This is a genomic window from Pantoea dispersa (assembly GCF_035783935.1).
GTDB lineage: Bacteria > Pseudomonadota > Gammaproteobacteria > Enterobacterales > Enterobacteriaceae > Pantoea > Pantoea dispersa_C.
In genome coordinates this window covers 1-18,925 of the sequence record NZ_JALKOV010000001.1, presented here as the reverse complement: position 1 = coordinate 18,925, position 18,925 = coordinate 1, and the positions used below count along the sequence as shown (strand labels likewise).

Annotated in this window: 17 protein-coding genes and 1 pseudogene; 8 read left to right on the top strand and 10 right to left on the bottom strand. The window is 52.3% G+C overall.

The features are described 5' to 3' along the window. Positions 1-79: 79 nt before the first annotated feature. Entirely contained in the window at positions 80-655 is a 576-nt protein-coding gene (locus tag MXF20_RS00090) for a TetR/AcrR family transcriptional regulator (protein WP_325966941.1), read from the top strand. Between the two features lie 23 nt (positions 656-678). Here MXF20_RS00090 and MXF20_RS00085 read toward each other — a convergent pair whose 3' ends face one another. Together MXF20_RS00085 and MXF20_RS00080 are read right to left on the bottom strand one after the other, a co-directional pair. After that, a complete protein-coding gene (locus MXF20_RS00085; RefSeq protein WP_325966939.1) occupies positions 679-1,458 on the bottom strand; it encodes a BPL-N domain-containing protein in 780 nt (259 codons plus the stop codon). A 199-nt stretch (positions 1,459-1,657) separates the two neighbouring features. Then, on the bottom strand, positions 1,658-2,113 hold the full coding sequence (locus MXF20_RS00080) for a MarR family winged helix-turn-helix transcriptional regulator (RefSeq protein WP_325966937.1): 456 nt from the start codon (positions 2,111-2,113) through the stop codon (positions 1,658-1,660). A 77-nt stretch (positions 2,114-2,190) separates the two neighbouring features. Between MXF20_RS00080 and MXF20_RS00075 the strand changes: the two genes are divergently transcribed. After that, positions 2,191-3,270, top strand: coding sequence for an NAD(P)/FAD-dependent oxidoreductase (locus MXF20_RS00075; RefSeq protein WP_325966934.1), 1,080 nt, complete (start codon positions 2,191-2,193; stop codon positions 3,268-3,270). A 400-nt stretch (positions 3,271-3,670) separates the two neighbouring features. Continuing rightward, on the top strand, positions 3,671-6,904 hold the full coding sequence (locus MXF20_RS00070) for an autotransporter domain-containing protein (protein ID WP_325966932.1): 3,234 nt from the start codon (positions 3,671-3,673) through the stop codon (positions 6,902-6,904). A gap of 258 nt (positions 6,905-7,162) precedes the next feature. Here the strand turns inward: MXF20_RS00070 and MXF20_RS00065 are convergent, their stop codons facing one another. From MXF20_RS00065 to MXF20_RS00055, 3 genes are all read right to left on the bottom strand, one after another. Further along, positions 7,163-7,384 carry a hypothetical protein gene (locus MXF20_RS00065; protein WP_325966931.1) on the bottom strand — a complete coding sequence of 74 codons (222 nt, stop codon included), beginning with the start codon at positions 7,382-7,384 and terminating at the stop codon, positions 7,163-7,165. Positions 7,385-7,534: 150 nt separating this feature from the next. Beyond that, entirely contained in the window at positions 7,535-7,960 is a 426-nt protein-coding gene (locus MXF20_RS00060) for a cell envelope integrity TolA C-terminal domain-containing protein (RefSeq protein ID WP_325966929.1), read from the bottom strand. Between the two features lie 363 nt (positions 7,961-8,323). Then, positions 8,324-9,868 (bottom strand): methyl-accepting chemotaxis protein, encoded by a 1,545-nt coding sequence (locus MXF20_RS00055; protein WP_325966927.1) that lies wholly within the window; start codon positions 9,866-9,868, stop codon positions 8,324-8,326. 810 nt (positions 9,869-10,678) lie between these two features. Between MXF20_RS00055 and MXF20_RS00050 the strand changes: the two are divergent. Together MXF20_RS00050 and MXF20_RS00045 are read left to right on the top strand one after the other, a co-directional pair. After that, a pseudogene (locus MXF20_RS00050) lies at positions 10,679-10,848 on the top strand (integrase); the annotation flags it as partial. 1,034 nt (positions 10,849-11,882) lie between these two features. Next, complete coding sequence (locus MXF20_RS00045) at positions 11,883-12,101, top strand: hypothetical protein (RefSeq protein ID WP_152391266.1); 219 nt, start codon at positions 11,883-11,885, stop codon at positions 12,099-12,101. Between the two features lie 56 nt (positions 12,102-12,157). On the opposite strand, the gene MXF20_RS00040 is transcribed toward MXF20_RS00045, so the two are convergent. After that, complete coding sequence (locus MXF20_RS00040) at positions 12,158-12,841, bottom strand: VIT1/CCC1 transporter family protein (RefSeq protein ID WP_136545616.1); 684 nt, start codon at positions 12,839-12,841, stop codon at positions 12,158-12,160. A gap of 42 nt (positions 12,842-12,883) precedes the next feature. Further along, a complete protein-coding gene (locus MXF20_RS00035; RefSeq protein WP_136545615.1) occupies positions 12,884-13,465 on the bottom strand; it encodes a cytochrome b/b6 domain-containing protein in 582 nt (193 codons plus the stop codon). A 665-nt stretch (positions 13,466-14,130) separates the two neighbouring features. Here MXF20_RS00035 and MXF20_RS00030 point away from each other — a divergent pair. Together MXF20_RS00030 and MXF20_RS00025 are read left to right on the top strand one after the other, a co-directional pair. Further along, on the top strand, positions 14,131-14,814 hold the full coding sequence (locus MXF20_RS00030; protein ID WP_168926244.1) for a winged helix-turn-helix domain-containing protein: 684 nt from the start codon (positions 14,131-14,133) through the stop codon (positions 14,812-14,814). Positions 14,815-15,289: 475 nt separating this feature from the next. Further along, complete coding sequence (locus MXF20_RS00025; RefSeq protein WP_325966924.1) at positions 15,290-15,592, top strand: DUF1203 domain-containing protein; 303 nt, start codon at positions 15,290-15,292, stop codon at positions 15,590-15,592. Between the two features lie 579 nt (positions 15,593-16,171). On the opposite strand, the gene MXF20_RS00020 is transcribed toward MXF20_RS00025, so the two are convergent. Next, a complete protein-coding gene (locus MXF20_RS00020; protein ID WP_325966921.1) occupies positions 16,172-16,639 on the bottom strand; it encodes a hypothetical protein in 468 nt (155 codons plus the stop codon). 319 nt (positions 16,640-16,958) lie between these two features. Here MXF20_RS00020 and MXF20_RS00015 point away from each other — a divergent pair, with 319 nt between their 5' ends. Continuing rightward, positions 16,959-17,408, top strand: coding sequence for a carboxymuconolactone decarboxylase family protein (locus MXF20_RS00015; protein WP_136545611.1), 450 nt, complete (start codon positions 16,959-16,961; stop codon positions 17,406-17,408). A 449-nt stretch (positions 17,409-17,857) separates the two neighbouring features. Here MXF20_RS00015 and MXF20_RS00010 read toward each other — a convergent pair whose 3' ends face one another. Further along, the gene (locus MXF20_RS00010) at positions 17,858-18,088 is read right to left on the bottom strand and encodes an EexN family lipoprotein (RefSeq protein ID WP_058759805.1); all 231 of its coding nucleotides are present in this window, start codon (positions 18,086-18,088) and stop codon (positions 17,858-17,860) included. A gap of 42 nt (positions 18,089-18,130) precedes the next feature. Then, positions 18,131-18,925: MFS transporter (locus tag MXF20_RS00005; protein ID WP_325966918.1), on the bottom strand; the 795-nt coding region annotated here is incomplete at its 5' end.

Genomic DNA, 18,925 nt, shown 5'->3' with positions numbered 1-18,925 from the left:
GGCGTAACGCAGAAAGGCAGGTCCGGCGAACATTTACTGAAATTATCAGGACAACGCTGTCTGGCCTTTAAGGTTGAATGTGAAAAAAGAAACGGTTAAGAAAAATATCATTCTCGCAGCGCTGCAGCTTTTCCGGGAGCGCGGCTTCAACAATGTTTCAACCCGCGATCTGACCAATACGCTGGGCCTATCCCGCAGCCATATCTATCACTACTTCAAAAACTGGGATGCGCTGAAGCTGGATTCTCTTGGTTTCATGCTGGATGAGGACGTTGCCGCGTTTTCAGTAGTGAGTGAACAGATCGATGATTCACAGCATGACGCCTATTTTCGTGCGCTGGTGAACTATCTGCTGCCCGACGGGCCGGCTTCTCACTGGTTAATCTATCTGGAGTTGTGGCCGCTGGCGGCAAGAGATCAGCAATATGAGCAGCTGCTGCTCTCCAGCACCGAGAGGTGGACGGGAATCGTCCGCCAGGGCTTATCCGGCCAGGCATTCGGCCACCTCAGCGAAGCCAATAAAGACGAGGTGGCGCGTAATCTTCACGCCCTGATTGACGGTTACTCAAGCGCGCTTATTCTTAACTACTCGGCGGATAAGCGGACCCATTTTTTTCTTGAGATAATGGCCGCCTTCGAAAAACTGTGTCGCTAGCCGGGATGTGTCCATAAAGCGGCTTACCTTTCGGGCTTTAAATCATTAAACAGTCTGGCCATCTTGCTGCCGGCTGAAGTGTAAGCCGGATTATTTTCCTCCGGCTGCATCCAGCTTTCGTCCGCTTCCGGATGCGGTCCGCTCAGGAGCACCGTGCCTTTGCCATAAGTATATTTCGCCAGCGCGATATCCCCGTTGGCATAGCGCGCCAGGGCGACAAAGCCGTGCGCGTCTTCGGCATTGAGGTAAGGACCATCCTGATAATAAAATTTTTCGGTTTTCCCCTGCCAGACAACATCGACAACGTAGTCGCCTTCGTCGGGTATGTGGGTTCCCTTGCGCATCACTTCAGAGTCCAGCGATGAGGGGATCAGCCCCAGCCAGTTTTCATCGGCCAGATAGGCGCCCATGCACAATCCGAGAAAACTTTTTCCGTTGCGGACAAAGTTGCGTATCGCCCCGGCCCCTTCCTCGCCCAGAGAGGCAAAGGCGCCGGGAATGTCCTGCCCGCCGCCGGGCTGGATATAGACGTCAAAGGGAGCGAGATTTTTATCCGTAAGCGTTATTTTTTCCTTCTCACCGACATAAGCGATGTCCAGCGGCAGACCGCTCTGCTCCAGCGATTTCCGGACCATTTCGGAGCAGCCCGGGCAGCCTGCACCGCCGCGATAGATAGCGACATGAGTGATTTCAGCACTGACCGCATTCACAGCTGATAACCCGCCGGCAAGCAGAATGGCAGCATACGTCAGCAGCTTCTTTGTCTGATAACGCCAGAAACGGGAGGAGGCTCTCAGTAACATTGTTTTCACCATTAGTGGCAGGGCTGGGCTCAAAATTAGAGCGACTGCTCAATTTAGAGTTAGCCCGAAGAGACTGTCAACAGTCTGACCGCGCGAAAAATACAACCCACTGATTTAATTATTCTTTAAGATTATCCCGTCAACAGCTTCCGCTGTTGGCCGTTGGCAGAAGGGCTGTCTGAGCCTGACCTGCCGGGAATTATTCGATAAAACCGCTGGCAGACTGGCGTAACCGCCCGGTGATAGCGATCAGCGCCTCGACATCTTCTGGCGTCAGCAAATCGAGAAAATTTCGCCGCACGCTTTGAGCATGTATCGGCCGCGCCTGGGCGAGCAGCTGGCTGCCCGCGTCGGTCATGCTGACCGATATACCTGCCGGATTGTCACGACGTCGCGCGACCAGGTCCCGGGCGGCCATACGTGCAAGCTGGTGTGAAAGCCGCGACTTGTCCCACTCCAGATACTCCAGCAGTTCACGCTGCAGCAGTGCCCCCTGCGGGCTTCGGTTGATCTCCATCAGGATCATGAAATCCGCTGCGGATAACCCGGTAGCCTCATTAATGTCCCTGACAATACGCCCTGTGATGATCTCACCCAGCCGGCGATATCCGCGCCATGCCAGCCACTCTGCGTCTGAAATTTCTGTGCTGCCCATTCTTTATCCAGCCCTGTAGTTGATATGTCAACTTTGCGATTATACAGTATCCGCTTTCGCATCGGGGGGGAAGAAGCATGTCGGACAAACTCACTATCGCCATCACAGGCGGAGGCCCGGCTGGCCTCACGGCGGCCGTGATACTGCAGCGCAACGGTTTTAACGTAACTGTCTTTGAGGATGAACCGGCTGAATCGGCACGTAGTCAGGGCGGATCGCTGGATTTGCATGCTGACAGCGGCCAGGAAGCGCTGCGCAGAGCGGGTCTGCTGGAGCAGTTCATCAATATCGCCAGGCATGAGGATCAGGAAAGCCGGATGCTGAACTACCGTACCGGCGACATTGAAGGCGACATTTTTGCGCCGGAAGGAGAAATGGATAAACCGGAAATCGATCGCGGCGAGTTGAAAAGCCTGCTGCTGAGCGCCCTTTCACCGCAGACCCTAATGTGGGACCACAAACTGCATTACGTTGACTATGGCCTGCAAAAAGCGCACGGGCTGGTGTTCAGAAACGGCAGGCGCTATGAAGCAGACATCGTCATCGGTGCAGATGGCGCCTGGTCGCGGGTCCGCAGTTACCTGACGCCGGTACGTCCGGTTTACACCGGCATTACCTTTTTCGAAGGCTGGATAGATCACCCTTCCGGCCAAATCGACAGCATTGCCGGCAACGGGACCGCGTTCAGCTTTGGCGGTGCGCAGGCGCTGGTCACGCAACGCAACGGCGGCGGAAGAATATGCGTGTATGCCGCGATGAAGCGCGACATTGATGTCATCGATCAGCATATAGCGTCTCACGGCATCAACGCCTGGGTACGTGACGGCTACCGTGACTGGGCCCCTTCCCTGCAGTCGGTAGTAAACGCCACCGGTGACTATATCAGGCGTCCTATTTACAGCCTGCCCGCCGATTTTGGCTGGGCACCACGTCCGGGCATCACGCTGATTGGCGATGCCGCTCACCTGATGCCGCCGGTTGGCGTAGGGGTCAACCTGGCGATGCTTGATGCTGCCGATCTGGCTCAGGCACTGTGCGAAGCCCCGCACCCGCAGAACGGACTGCGCTCTGCGGAGACCCTGATAATGGAACGCGCCCGCGACATGATGCCTGATGCAATAGCGGGGTTTCAGAACTGGTTCGATGAGAAAGCCTGACCCGATCTGACAGCATGAGTTCAGACGAGGCAGGCAACGCATTCACGGCCTCATTGCCTAACCCGCGTGATAGCCGATTTTTCCGCTCTTAATTACGCCTTTGTCTTAGCCGCGTCCCGGTAACATAAAAATCATAAAAATATTAATCATCTCTGGGTCACGCATGAATGCTTCTTTAACCTGTCGGCGTATTTACGCCTGGCTGCTGACGGCTGCTTTTTTTTGGGGTATCACTCCGTCAGCCTCAGCGCTATCTAACGGCTGTGCTACCGTCAATGCCCTGTCAGGCTCCACTTCTCTGTCCTACAGCGCCAACAGGTATCCTGCCTCGGACTTTGCCGCTGGCGACGCGTTGACGCTGAGCTTTACCGACAGCGGTTCTGCCGCGGGCGGCCCTCCCATGAACGCCGACAGTCTGAGCCTGGCCCGTTTTGACCTGAGTAATGCTCAGACTTACAACGCCGCAAATTCAACCACAACCTCTCCCCACAGCGTGACAATCACCGTACCGGCCGGCAGTCTGGAGGCCAACGGGCTGACCGTGCGGGCCACCACTTCGCATGGACAACTTAGTAACCTCGTATTTAACTGTACCAGTGCATCATCGTCATCCGGGGATGCCACGCTGTCAGGCCTGTCATTGTCTGCCGGCGCACTCTCACCGTCTTTCAGCGCCGCCACCAGCAATTACAGCGCATCGGTTACGTTCAATGTCTCGTCGGTGACGGTAACGCCGGTAGTGAATGAAAGCCATGCCACGGTGACGGTTAATGGCTCGTCAGTGGCTTCGGGTTCGGCCTCGCAAGCCATCGCCCTCAACGTCGGAAGCAACACTATTTCCGTGGTAGTGAGCGCGCAGGATGGCACCACCCGCGGGTACAGCATCAGCGTAACCCGCGCAGAAGCGCCGCCAGCGTCGGCAAACAGCAGTTCAACCGTTGCGGCCAACAGCACCAATAACACTATTTCGCTGGCGCTCAGCGGTGGGACGGCGACTTCGGTAACCCTCGTGACGCCTCCGGTGCACGGTAGCGCTACGGTTTCAGGCACTGACGTGATGTATACGCCGGCGGCAGGTTACTCCGGCAGCGACAGCTTTGTCTGGCATGCAGCAAATGGGGGCGGAACGTCTGCGGATGCCACCGTAGCGCTGACTGTTAGCGCTCCCGCGCTGGCGCTTTCGCCAGCATCCGGTGCGCTGCCCGCCGCGACTGTCAGCAGCTCCTGGTCGCAGACGCTCACTGCCTCCGGCGGCACGGCACCCTATACCTGGAGCAGTACCGCGTTGCCGCCTGGCCTGGTGCTGAACGCAGCCGCCGGCACGCTGTCCGGAACGCCTACAGCGGCAGGAAATTATCACTTCCAGGCCATCGCGACGGACGCCCACGGGGCCAGCGGCTCAGCCAGCTACGCGCTGACTATCAGCGCTGCGGCTCCCCTTGCCAGCAACAGTGCCACCACGGTTACAGCCAACAGCAGCAATAATACGCTGCCCCTCAGCCTTTCCGGCGGCGTCGCGACATCCATCACCATCATTACTCCGCCTTCACACGGCAGCATCACCGTATCCGGCACCCACATAACCTACCAACCAGTTGCAGGATTCTCGGGAAGCGACAGTCTCACTTATACCGCCAGCAACAGCAGCGGAACCTCCGCCAGCGCGCAGATCTTAATCAGCGTGTCGCAGTCCGTCCTGACGCTTTCGCCACCTGGCGGAACATTGCAGCCTGCAACCGCCGGCAGCAACTGGACAACAACGGTGATCGCAGCAGGCGGGACGGCCCCCTATTCCTTCAGTGCGGTTAACCTGCCAGCCGGCATCAGCCTGGACAGCCCGACAGGCAAACTCTCAGGCACGCCTGAGGCGGCGGGAAATTACCGGTTTCAAATCACCGCAGCAGACAGCCTGGGTAACCACGGCACAGCCAGTTATGTCCTGACGGTCACCGCAGCCACGCCGTCAGTCCTGCTGCTCCAGCCCGCAGGCGGTCAGTTGCCACCGGCTGAAGCAGGTAAAATGTACGCCCACACGTTCAGTGTGACGGGAGGAACCGCGCCTTATCACTGGCAGGCTGGCGGAACGCTGCCTGCGGGCATGACGTTATCTGATGGACAGCTCAGCGGCGTGCCGCAGGCAGCCGGTATTAGCCAGTTCAGTGTTCAGGTTACCGATGCTGCCGGTAGTACCGTGCAGGTTAATTATGCTCTGTCAATTAAGGCTGCCGGGCCTCAGGCCACTGACCACAGCGCCACGCTCGTTGCCGGTCAGTCGGTCATGGTGAACCTGACCAGCGGTGCGACGGGCGGTCCGTTCACCGGCGCGCAGCTGCTTGATCAACCGGAAAGCAGCCTGGGCAAAGCCGAAATACGTGCGTCGGGAAGTGAGTTTCAGCTGTTTTTTGCCGCAGCCGCACAGGCCAGTGGCAGCGTCGCACTCCGCTATGTGCTGACCGGCCCTGCCGGCACAACGCCGCCGGCCAGCGTGACGTTCACTATTACCGCCCGTCCCAATCCTGCGCAGGACGCAGATGTCGTTGGTCTGGTCAGCGCCCAGTATCGTGCCGCGCAGAGTTTCGCTCGCGCGCAGCTACGAAACTTCAGCGACAGGCTGGAACAGTTACACAGCGGCGGTGAGTTGCCTTCGGATATGAACGGCATCCGCTTTACGATGCCCCCGGCTCAGGCCGAACATGATGCCGACGAGAAAATGTGGGCAACCGCGTGGCAGCAGAAAGCCTTCCCTGATCAACGCCCGGCGCAGCCCTCTCTCCCCGCGCTGCCCTTCTCCACCCGCAGCCAGGCGCAGCGCCTGTCTTACTGGACAGGCGGCTATGTAGACTTTGGTGGCGACAACGCCGGCGGCGTGCGCTTCAGTCATACCACCGTGGGCGTGTCTACCGGTGCGGACTATCGGTTCACTTCCGCCGTCGCGGCAGGATTAGGTATTGGCTTTGGCCGTGACGTCAGCGACATTGGCGACAGCGGCACGCGGACCAACGGACGCGCATTCAGCGCAGCGCTGTATGGCAGCTATCATCCTGGGACGTTCTTCGTGGACGGCCTGCTGGGCCATGGCGTGATGGACTTCGATAGCAAACGCGTCATCACCGGCACCACCAGTGAAGCTCGCGGCAACCGGTCCGGACGGCAGATCTTCGCCTCGCTAACCTCAGGCTATGAACTGCGAACCACAGATAGCCTGTTATCACCTTATGGCCGCCTGCAGTATTACCGCACATGGCTGGATGGCTATAGTGAGTCCGGCGCAGGTGCTTATAGTCTGGCTTATGCACCGCAAACGGATTCTCAGGTCATTGGTGGTGCCGGGCTGCGCGGTGAGCATCGGGTAACGAGCGGCCGGATCGCGCTGCGTTTGCAGGGCCGTGTCGAGTACGCGCAGACACTCAGCAACAACGGTATCGCTCACGTGGGCTATGCCGATACCGGCAACGATACGTGGCGAGTACCGCTGACCGAACCGAGCCGCCAGACATTAACGGAAGGCACCGCAATTGATTTTCTGCTGCCGCACAATATCACGCCCGGAATCGCTTACCAGGGAACGCTGGGTCTTGATGCACAACGCACCCGCGATCAGATGATCATGATTCGGGTGAATATTGGATTCTGAGTGGAGAGTTGCGGGGTTGGATAACTTACTGGTGAGGTAAAGACTCATCACAAAGCAGAAGACCCCAGCTGGAAGCTGCAGCTAGTCAGCTCCATACACTGTCGATGTAAAGCCCAGCCTCTGACAGCAATACCCAAAAAGCGTCCTTCACGCCGCTTTTGATATTTCCCAGACGTACTCCTGGCGAAGTGCTTAATCAAACATCACTCTCGCCAGTCGCAAAAGATTATCACCCGCTCTGAATATGGTCGCCGCGGTTTACTGTTGCTGTTGCTTTTGCTCCGCCTCTTTCTGTTTTTTGGCGGCCATGTGGTGGCCCACCGCGCAGCCAGCAGCCGCTCCGGCAACGCCATGATGCACCAGATGACCTGCCACACCGCCAGCAACGGCGCCTTTCAGGCACCCTTTTGCCTCTGCCTGGGCGCTAACGACTAAAAGAAGGCCTGCCGCTGTCAGGGCCGCAATCCACTGTTTTTTCATCGCCGTAAATCTCCATAAAGATAAGTGTTATGTCAGTGATGCTGAGCATAGCCTGGCCGGGCTGACGGCGTGATATACAGCGGTTAAACGGCGAACTTTGTAACCTATGGTTACGCTTGTACAGCAATGGTCTGAACAGGAGAAAGCCAGTCAGGGCGCAAAACGCACCGGCATCTTTTCTTTCAGATACGCTGGTCGCATGGGAAAGGTGTTGGCATCTATCGCCTGCTTTACCGCATCGATAGCGACGGCGCACAGTTCAGCATCTCCGCCCTGTGCAGTGACGTTTGTTGGTGGCTGACCTAAGGGTTGCGTAATGATCAAATCACATGTCTTACCGTGATATGCATCCGCGTCAAAAAACCGATACTGTATTGCGGAAACGACCTGACAAAGCCACAAATGGGTATCCTTATTCGCAACTTGCGAGGAAGTTTGCGATTCGCACTGGCTTCTTATCTCTGAAGCAGTTGGAAACCTGAATGATTGCCTGGCTATTTGTTTCGAATGGGACTGGCAACCGACCAATAACATGACGGCGATAAGTGAGAGTGTCTTTTTCATCATGGCTTCCATGCAGATCATTTATGCATTTATAGCATCCCGGATATATTGCGGAAACCGTGCCTGCTATCGGATTGCTTTGGCATTGGCAGCGAATACTCATAACTCAGCAACCGACCGCATTCCCGATGTGAGAATAAACAGCGTAACGTCTTAAGCCAGTTCGCAGCCCCCATCAAAGGTTGCGAAATAAGGCCGGCGCGTTTTGGCCAGCCTGACATGGCAGGATAGGTTTAGGTTGGCAGATCGGGACAGCTGCAGAATAAATTCAGCAAACATCTTTCTGCCCCGCCCGACTCAATCCCCAATACGGACGTGATTGATTAAGCGTCCTTAGTCTGATTTTCTACTCAGGAACGCTGTGCCCCTTTTACGTCAGACACGAAATGTGTCCACCATCCCCCGCAGAGCGTGCGCCTGCTCAGAGAGCGACTGAGACGCCGAAGAGGACTCTTCAACCAGCGCAGCGTTATTCTGCGTGACACCGTCCATCTGACTTACCGCAATGCTAACCTGAGAAATGCCCTGCATCTGTTCTGAGGAAGCCAGTGAAATATTATCCATGGCTTCTGCCAGTTCGCCCACCATGCTGACAATCTTCAGTATGCTCTGCCCTGTCCCTGCTGCCACCTCAACGCCGCTTTCAACCTGCTCAACGGCCTGTTCAATCAGCTGTTTGATGTCGCGAGCAGCATTCGCACTGCGTTGTGCAAGCGTTCTGACTTCACCGGCAACCACGGCAAAGCCGCGTCCTTCTTCACCGGCCCGGGCGGCCTCCACCGCTGCGTTGAGCGCCAGAATGTTGGTCTGGAAAGCAATGCTTTCGATGACAGAAGTGATGTCCCGCACCTTTGTCGCGCTCAATGAGATCTCATTCATGGTTTCAGACATACGCTGTACGTCGGCCTCACCGGCGCGTGCCAGCGTTGCCGCATCCCGGGCAGTCCCAGCGGTCTGCTGCGCGCCGGCCGTATTACTTTTCACGGTGGCGGTAAGCTGCTCCATACTGGCCGCAGTTTCCTGCAGTGCTGCTGCCTGCTCTTCGGTGCGGGATGACAACTCTGTATTGCCCTGTGATATCTCATCCGCAGCCAGCGCCACTGAAGCAGCAGAGTCCTTTATCTTTGATACCAGACCACGCAGGTTTGCCTGCATGCCATCCAGAGAAGCCATCAGGCTGGTTCTGTCATTGTTTTGCAGCGTTACAGGCGTCGTCAGGTCGCCAGAAGCAATGGTCGCCGCAAGAGTCTGCGCCTGTACTGGCTCGCCGCCCAGCTGGCGCATCAGTACGCGAATGGTCATAACGCACGTTCCCACTGCCAGCAGTGCTGATGCGGCCGCGAGCAACATCAGTATCAGCGATGCCCGGCGTGTCGCCTGACTGTTAGTTTCAACAGCGGACTGTGTATTTTTCATCTGAACCAGCGTCATGTCATTAAGCGCTTTGAGCAAGGTACTCTGCACCGGGCGCGTGACGTTCAGCAGATAGGTGGTGGCTTCCTCAGCACGATTTTCAAGCCCGAGCCGGCCAGCCTGCTTCAGCGAGGCAAGTGCAGGCTCCTCGGCTTCAGTAATGCGGCTCATGACTTCCCGCCCCTGCGGTGTTGAATCTTCCTGCATCACCTCAGCCAGAGCCTTGCGGCTGGCTATATACTGCGCTTCTTGTTTTTGGACGCGCTCCCATTCAGGCTTCATTGCCTGAACATCGGTCAGGAGCGCCAGGTTACGAACCGCAATGCCCATATCCCTGATGCTGCCTCGCATATCCAGCACCAGCTGATACTTTTTCATTTTGACGTTGACCGCATCGTCCATGCCTTTGGTCGCACTACTCAGGGCGTTGAGCGCAATGCCGGTACAGATAATAAAAAGCACAATAAGCAGGCCAAAGCCCGTTGCAAGCCGGGTAGATATTTTCATATTAATTCTCGCTGTGAGTAGATGAGAGTGTCAGATATGAATGTGTTATCGGCATTGTGTGACGCAGATTCATCACCCGGAATAGTTAATTTTAAAATTTATTTCAGACCTGTTATTCAGATTGACGCGGGCTGTATATCGCTATATTAGTGACACTCTCAATATAAAATTAACCAACGGCTTTTTGAGAGAAATAATTCTTGCATGCAAATAATCAATACCTGGCTCAAAACCGTCCGCAGCTGAAAATTTTTCACCGATATGCTACCGCTGACACCCCGTTCATTTCCTGGGGCAATAATTCTGAACCCGCCGAGGATAAATAATAAAAGCCATTGATTTTAATGCAAAAAATGATGAGTGCATTTTCCTGAATTGTCCTAAAATCGTGCCAACGTTAAACACCTGTTATCATCCAGCCGTAACGCCACTAAACCAGAACGAGAAAAATAGCCCGCAAAGTTTTTATAAAAGGTTAATTATTATTTACTATCCCCACTTAAAAGGTGACAGGTTGATATTAACGGCCGTAAGTATTTAGCAGTAATGGCCTGAAGCGCTCCCGAGTCAGGTGCCATAATTATTTCAAGAAAAATTTTAATGAATTTCGTCATCCGCGCCTGACTGACAGAGATTCAGAAAATCTGCCTGGCAGGAAACCTCGTATTTATCCTGAATGGTCAGGTTAACGTATATAAATCCGGCCTGAAAAGGCATCGCGCGTTGGCTGTCAGCGGGAGTATTTCATCAGGGCGCAGAGGTCACATAGGCCACAATGAGCTGGCGTTTTGTCGCGTCACGCCGTGCTGTAGCCTCAGCACAGAGATGAGCGGATGGGAAAGCATCGAAATGATTCGCAGGTATGCATATCTGGCACCTAACCATCTGACAGAGCACGCGAGGCAAATTGACGCGATTTTGGCAGTCGTGTCCCAAATCTGTCCCACGGTCAAATTTTGAAGGTTGAAGGAGGTTGTTAAGTGATTGATTTTGCATGGCACGCCCTACAGGATTCGAACGAATACAACAAGCACATGATTTTTAAGAAATATACTGTATTCGATATTTGTTCATACCCCCATAAATACCCCCAACTGACCAATGTCTCAGATATGCCCACTATTTATAATGAAATAACGAGCTGAATTTTAGCGTTCGTAAACAACCTTCCTGTATGTATAAACCTAGTTCGAAAATGATTTGCTAAATAAAGTAGCCCGGCCCTTTGACGCTCTTCAGGCTGCATTTCACCACAAACGAATTTAGGTTCCTTTTGCCAGCGGGTACACAGGTGTGGTGTTTGCATAAACCAGGATGGGATCCCCTGGTGACAAAGGTTGCCGATTTTACGCACATCCGATGTAGGCAGCTCAACCTGGCAGGTGAAAACCATTTTTATTGATTAATTTCAGTAACTTAAAAACTGGTCTAATGACACCCCCACAAAAAAATTGTACAGGTGATCACGAAAATTATTCTTTATTTTCATTGGGTTAAGAGACCTGCCGCCGTCGCCATGAAAATGCAAAAATCAGCCGTTTTCCGCGGGGCCGCCGCCTCGTGGACAGGGTACCCTGCCGGGAGGACCCGCTCAATTTTCCACGTCCTGCTGGCCACAGTGATTGATCATCAACAAGCTGTTGGTCGGTTAAGAAAATGAAAGTCAGGCCCGAAAGGGTTTTGCCGAAACAGTGCAAAACCTTCAGGTTGTTGCAATGACTTCTCAGAAAGAGCGAACACTCCAACAAAGCCTAAGCCTTTAATTTGTTCGCGACCGTCACTTTTCTGCCTTAGGAGAGCTGGAAGCCAGATATTTAATGAATAACTCACTGATTTTATTACGAGTGGTCACAGTGACCACCCGCGTCCTGAAGCTTAATCCAGCCCCCTCGTTTGAGGATAGCCCTGCTCTTCGGCCAGGTATAAATCTGTGAGCTGTTGTTTATATCATCAATTCTCACTTTAAGGATAAAGGCCATTCTGTCAAAGATTTCGTTTTTTATGGCGTCGGGGAATGTTTGATACTTCGCTCACGTCAGCACGCTCAGCCATCATCTGGCTGGCTGGCTGCTCAGGGGATGATTTTTTTCTGAATGAGGTTTTACCCGAAAAGTGCAAAACCCCAGACAGCGGCATTGCCTCTCATTTTGCTAATGCTCAACTGGAACTTAAGTCATTGATTTTTCCATTCGCCGTCACTTTGGCCCCGCCCGGATTGATGTCGACGGAATAGTCGATTAATACCCCTCAGATTTCAGTATCGAGGGGACTAGCGATCTCTCGCCTCACTTACCCTGCAAAATGCCCAAACATCACACCTGTTATTCCTGATAAACCCATCGCCAGGCTACTCCAGAAACTGATGCGAATGATACTGCGCATCACCGGTGCGCCGCCCACGATCGCAGCTAAAGCCCCCAGAAATACAAGCGCCAGGAGAGCTGCTAAGACAATAACGGCTATACCTGAATACGTCATTGCCACAATCAAAGGAATCAGCGCACCCGCGGTAAAACTGCCTGCGGAGAACAGCGCAGCCTGAAGTGGCCGTGCACTGAGGGTATCGGATATGCCGAGCTCATCACGGATATGTGCATCAAGGGCGTCGTGTTTCATCAACGCGCTGGCAACCTCCAACGCCAACTCCTTACTGAGTCCACGATGCACGTAAATGGCAGCCAGCTCGTGTTTTTCAGCCTGGTAATCACCCTCCAGCTCGGCCTGTTCCTCTGCAATAGCGACGCGCTCCGTGTCTACCTGTGAAGAAACCGAGACATACTCACCGGTTGCCATGGACATCGATCCTGCGACCAGCCCGGCTACACCAGCCAGAAAAATGCTCTGCGGCGAGCTGCCTGCAGCAACTACACCGGTCAGCAGGCTGGCGGTAGAAACAATGCCATCATTGGCACCCATTACCGCTGCACGCAGCCTGCCTGAACGTGAAATTTTGTGCGATTCTCCAGACACCATAGTATTACTCCGGTCATTACCCTATCCAGGGGATGCGCAGGATCAGGTTTTTTCAGTCCCGGATGCCGGGGTCTTTCTTACCAGGAGCATATGTAATAACCCCATCAGGCCGTGCGCGTAAAAATAAATCTCGATGAACGTTGTCAGAAATTTGTGCAGACGGAGATAATATTCTGCTGCATCGGATGCATTTTTCAACAGTGTCTCTGCAAGAAACCAGACTCCTCCTGATGAAGCAACGAGAAGCAGTGCAAGAACGCCAAGTCCCTGTACGGCGGCAGCAATACCTCCCTGCGCAGCCTCGGGCAGTTTGCGCTGACTGATCAGTTTAATATCGCGTCTGATGCCATTAAAATCCAACATCATCCACGCGTAATACCAGCGGAATCCTCTTTGTGACAGCATCCATGCCAGTAGCGTCAGGCCAAGGAAAATCAGCAGAAAACCAGAAACTACGTGGAGCCAGGTTATCACGCCCTCAACACTGCTATCGGTAAGCAGCTCAGCCTCAATAAAATTGGAATTTATAATCTGAGATAAAATAAGCACCGCCACAGCAATATGTAGCACGCGAAAAAAGGGGGCGTAGCTATAGGGAATTGCATTTATCAATTTCAGTTTCATGTTCACCTCAGCGTAAAGAACATTTCAAGAAATACTACTGCAATGTTAATTTATCCTTAAGTGCGCAAATGAAATGGTTACAATAATGTTTGGGCAACACCCTTATTACGTAAAACCTTCGCATCCTGTTGAGACAACACATTTACAGGCAATTATCGACAACCCGGGACGATTCTTCATTACAGAACGGTCGCTTATAGCCGCCAGATCGTTTCAGACGGAGTTTATAAATATTTCATTACTGCTGTGATATGACTCGTATAATTCTTGATATTTATTTTCATTTGATGAGGTGAGTAGTGATCTCGTGTCAGCCAAACCAGTGTTTAGGTCCGTCACTCACGACGAAACATTGAGAAAAGCTAACATTCGCATATGATTAGTCAGGCTCACACTCTGCGAGACGCCCATCACATTTGCAGCATTATGATATTGACATTAGTTATCATTAATAATTACTACCAATTTTTGGCTTGCAAGCATCTGATTATCACCTCTCCACTCAGAGCCAGTCAGGCCACCACCAGCTAAACCACTGAAAAAAAATAAAATTACCCACTAAAAACACACCTACCCTCCGTTAAAATAAATTTTTCATTTGACATTATGTGCTGAAAAACTAGATTAACATTAATTAAACTTAACGTTACATGTCGGGCAAGTCTATGCGCATTCTGATATTTGACAAAAATCAGGCTTCATCCGGTTATGCGCCTCTTTTGATGTCCCAACCGGGCGTTGTGACAGAGACATTTTCAGATATTGATAATGCACTTCGTTCTCTCAATAAGTTTCACCCTGATGTTTTTATCATCAGCACTCCTCTGCTGTGCGAAAAACACTGCGCGCTTATTCGTCGATATCGTATGAGAGGGTACATCACCCCCGTCATCGTAACGGCTACTGGCAGCACGATGGCAATAAGGATTGCCGCTTATGACGCTGGAGCGGATGACGTTGTATCAGGTGACATTCAGCCGGAAGAGTTTGTAGCACGTGTCAGCGCAATTGAGCGACGGGGACGTGGCCTCTCGTCAAACTGCATAAAACTGCCACCTTATGAACTGGACTTGTTTGGCAAACAGATTTTAAGGGATGGGATGCAAGTACAGCTGACTAACTGTGAATATCTTATCGCAGCGTTGCTGATCAAGCAGAATGGAAAAGTCGTCACCCGAGACCAGTTAATGGGTCAATTATACTCAGACGCTGATTTAAAAAACCAGGACGTTATTAATGTTCTTATATGCCGGCTTAAGAAGAAATTGTGTCAGGACTCCGGGTTTAAGATAAAAAGCATTCGTGGGTTAGGATATGTCTTCCAACACCATGAATTTATGTCGTCGTGAATGGTAATGCTCTACATGCGAAAAATGTAAATAAACCTCAATTAAGTCGTTCGATGTCAGCAAGGGCAATCGTGCGCGAAAGGCCAGCGTTTTGTTCATTAACTTCACCCAAACGTGCCAGCGATACCCCCCCAACTAAGGATTTGTCACAAAGCAGATCCCCATGAAGGTCGGTAACTGCTAACTGCTTTGAACGCCGGGCGGACCTACTCATGCTCATTTTGCAGCAGTCATTTACCTGTCCGAAAACAGCGAGCAACGCTTAACAAGATGACGCTATCGTCTGCTGACTATCACAGGAGGCAAACATGCAATTCAGAATTTCAGGGCTTGATGTAACCCCCTTCCTTCATCTCTTTGGGCAGGATGAACATTACTTAAAAAAACACGGTGCGCTAAGAAGAGACGTCGACAGTTTTCCCGGCTATCCCGACAGAATTTCATAAGTGATATTCCTGTCGGTGAGACAGCGATATTGATTAATCATACCTATCAGCCTGCTGATACCCCCTATCACGGCACACATGCAATTTATCTCCGGGAAGGCTGTACTCATCAGGGGGTATATATCAATGAAATTCCAGAATCACTCGCTGTCAGGCTCATTTCACTAAGGGCCTTCGATGAAAACCATTTTATGCTGGAGGCGGGTATCTGTGACGGTGCGGCGGCGAAAAGTCGGCTGAATCATTTCTTTGACGATCCCACAGTCAGCTACGTCCATATTCATTATGCTAAGCAGGGATGTTACGCCTGCCTTGCCGAGCGTGTTCAGTGATTGCCCGCTCCAGGTTGAGCATCACATCATGCTGTTTGCAACGTCTGGAATTACTGAGGCAACCAGGTGCGATGGTTTCGTCTCGCTGCAGGGAAAAGTTTAGGAGGGCGAAGGCATATACCTCCGTTGACGGCCTGAGTGCCCCAGTGCTTGCCCGCTTTTTACCTTAATGTAGTCAGAGCGTTCTCCGTTTTCCTGTTCGTAAAGAGCGGCTCAGTTGGACTGGTATCAATTTCGTTCGCCGTTAAACCACAGCGTCGTGAACGCCCGTTGTCAAAAGCGGGCTCGGACATGCACCCTACTGAATGACGATTAAGCGCACGTTAAGGTCTACATGGCATGCCGCCGGTTGTTCCGCCCCGACACTTCCTCACTTGCTCCTCACTTTTTCGGTTCCTCACCTCTCCTCACCTGATTTTCTCAAAATCGCTCCCAGCCCAGTCATATCAGGGGTTTCAGGAACTCTCCTCACTTCCGCTGTGTATATGTGAGGAAAGTGAGGAAAATTCTCCCTCTTCCTCACGGCTCCTCACCTTTCCTCACTTCACTCCTCACATTGCCGTCTGGTCATCAGCGTCATCACTCCGCCCCAACCGTAAGCAGTGCTTCATTTTCAGGCTTGGCTACCCAGCGACTGAAGTTTTTAACGTCAAGCCCAGGCGCTTTCTTATCATCCCGGATGACTGTATGCGTACAGATTTCGTTGTTCATGGTCCGACTGCGGATCAGGTTCGAACGTGCAATGTGATTATCGGTAAGTTTTGCGCTGTCACTGAGTTCAGGTGCCAGCTCTGAAACCTCGCGTGAAACATCCCGCACGGTCAGTGAATGGATTTCGTCTCCCTCTTCATCCGTGAACAGCCTGACCGGCTGCAGATCGTAAGGCCGGCGCTTCGGCTCCTCGGCCTCCTTCATTTTGGTGCAGGCCAGAATCAGGGCGATGTTCTCATCCTCGCGCTTCACCTGAAACTCAGCGTCCAGCGCCGCGCGAAACGCGCTTGAGCCCCGCGCCCCTGTAGCCTCGTCTTTACCTGAGCGGTAAGCCACCAGCTTTGCTGCAAGGCTGGCACCTTTTGGAGCAGTATTATCTGCTGTCCGCTATGCGCGAGAAACGGACATTATCGTGGTTTTTTTCAGCACAAAATGATTGCTTTCAGAAAATGGCTTCCCTCTTTTACTGGACGAGATCCCCCTATGATTGTCCTACCGTTTAACTCATTTCTTGCCTCTTTTATCTACGACTTTAATGGCTAATATCACAATGTCTGAGCAGACGTACGAATTTAAATTCAGTCGTAGCGGTTCTGTGACAGACCATGATGATTAACAAATACTTACTTAAACATCTCAATAAGAGGATATAAGGATGAAGCGTCCAAACTGGTTTCAAGTTTCCGCTGAAGGTGGCAAGGCTATAGGAGCGCTCCATAATTACGCCATTACCGGGACAAGTTTGCCAGATGATCTGATTCATTTAATTTTTTTAAGAGTTTCACAGATCAATGGTTGTGCACACTGTATAGATATACATGCTCGCGATCTTATTAAGAGTGGCATGTCCGTCGAGAAGATTGTATTGGTGCCTGTCTGGCGAGAATCTACCTATTTATTCTCGGATATAGAGCAAGCTGCGCTCTCATGGGCGGAAGAAGTTACCCGTGTAAGTGAAACGCATGCTTCTGATGAAGCATATTCCGCAGCGCTTTCTGTATTCGGTGAAAAAGATTTGGTTGAACTTACCATTGTTATTGCCACTATGAATGCCATTAATCGTATGGGGATTAGTTTTCGAATGAAGCCGCTAGCTAAAGCCTGACAGATGTAAGCTACTCCTAAAATAGACTCTGGAGCCGTATTAAAGTCCGCTTTTGGCACAAAGCGGACGGGATCAGATAAACGTCCGCTCTGAGCGAAAAACGGGCATTACTTTAATGTAAATAATGGCATTTTTGATAGATGTTTACCGCTGTACGGTTTTCAAAACGAGATGTATATGCCGGCGGCTGTAAATCGCATTGTGCTCAAGCCACTGTTGCCGGAATTTTATCCAATCAAGTAGAGGAGAAGCCGGCGTATTTCGCCTGGTGTTGGCCGCCTGGTCCCTGTTATACCTTGAGATGGTATCGTCAGCCGCCGGCAAAATCACAATATGTACTGTTCCAGGGGGTAACGCCAGGGTCAGTTGACGGATTAGGTGGAACAGGCGTTCTATGGAATCGCTGAAGAATGACGTAAAAAAGCCGCCTCATGGCGGCTCGTATGGTTTTACCAACCCTTTTCTGGACTCTTTGTAAATTGGCCCGCGTGTACATCGGCATCAATCGCGTTGCGACAGTCTTCGGTGCCGCGCGGATTGGGTTCTTTACGGCATTCTTCATATTTAGATTTGCGCTCTTTGTTGTGAGCCTTGTACCATTCCTCGCTCTTTGCGCCCTCGTCGCAGCCGGTGAGCAGAATGGAAGTCAGCAGTCCCAGTGAAATCAGTCCAGTTTTCATCGTATCTTCCTTTTAATTAATGAATTGCGACAGCAATTACAGTCACCTGACGTGTCCAGTTTCACGTTTCGGCGGAATTGAAGCTTTCTGTCCAACCGGCGAGGAATGGAGACGCCAGATCATAATGGAAATCGCCGTAATGAACAGGGTAATGATGGCAGATAAAAGCAGCGTGCCGGATGTGCCGTATCGCTCCAGCAATATGGCGTAAGCTGAGGGAGCGACCGCCGCGAGGAAAAAAGCTGGTGACAGCAGCACGCCTGTTCTTCGGGCATAGTGCTTCGGATCAAACAGCACAAGAGGCAGTAAAGCTTTAACTACCGTACTCATTCCGTTCACAGCTCCATAACCCAGAATAAAAATGGCTGCAGCCACAGGGGTGACATTACCTGCAAGGCCGACCAGAAAACAGACTGGCAGCAGAACGCCGGTAACCAGACTCAGGCGGAGCGCAGATGTATTTGCGCCATAAACCACGTCCAGCAGTCGGACACTCACCTGCCCCCCACTCCACAGCATGCCCGTCACGGCAGGCATGCCATAAGCGGCCAGTATCTGCGGAAAATGAGTGGATACGCCGGTAGAAACAAAGCTTATTAGCGCTATTAGCGTGGCATACCACAGGCCGCTGATGAATGCTTCTCGGTCTTCTGCTTTTCCGATCGCTGGAAAAGTGGGCTGCCCGGCAACGGGTGGTTGACTCCGGTTGCCTGCCGGAATGGCGGACAGAAAAAGCAGGCTGACAATGCCCGCACAGCCGTAAACGATAACCGCATACCGCCAGCCGGTAATGTGCAGTAGCGCAGCCCCAGCAGGCCAGAACACGGCTGAAGCGAG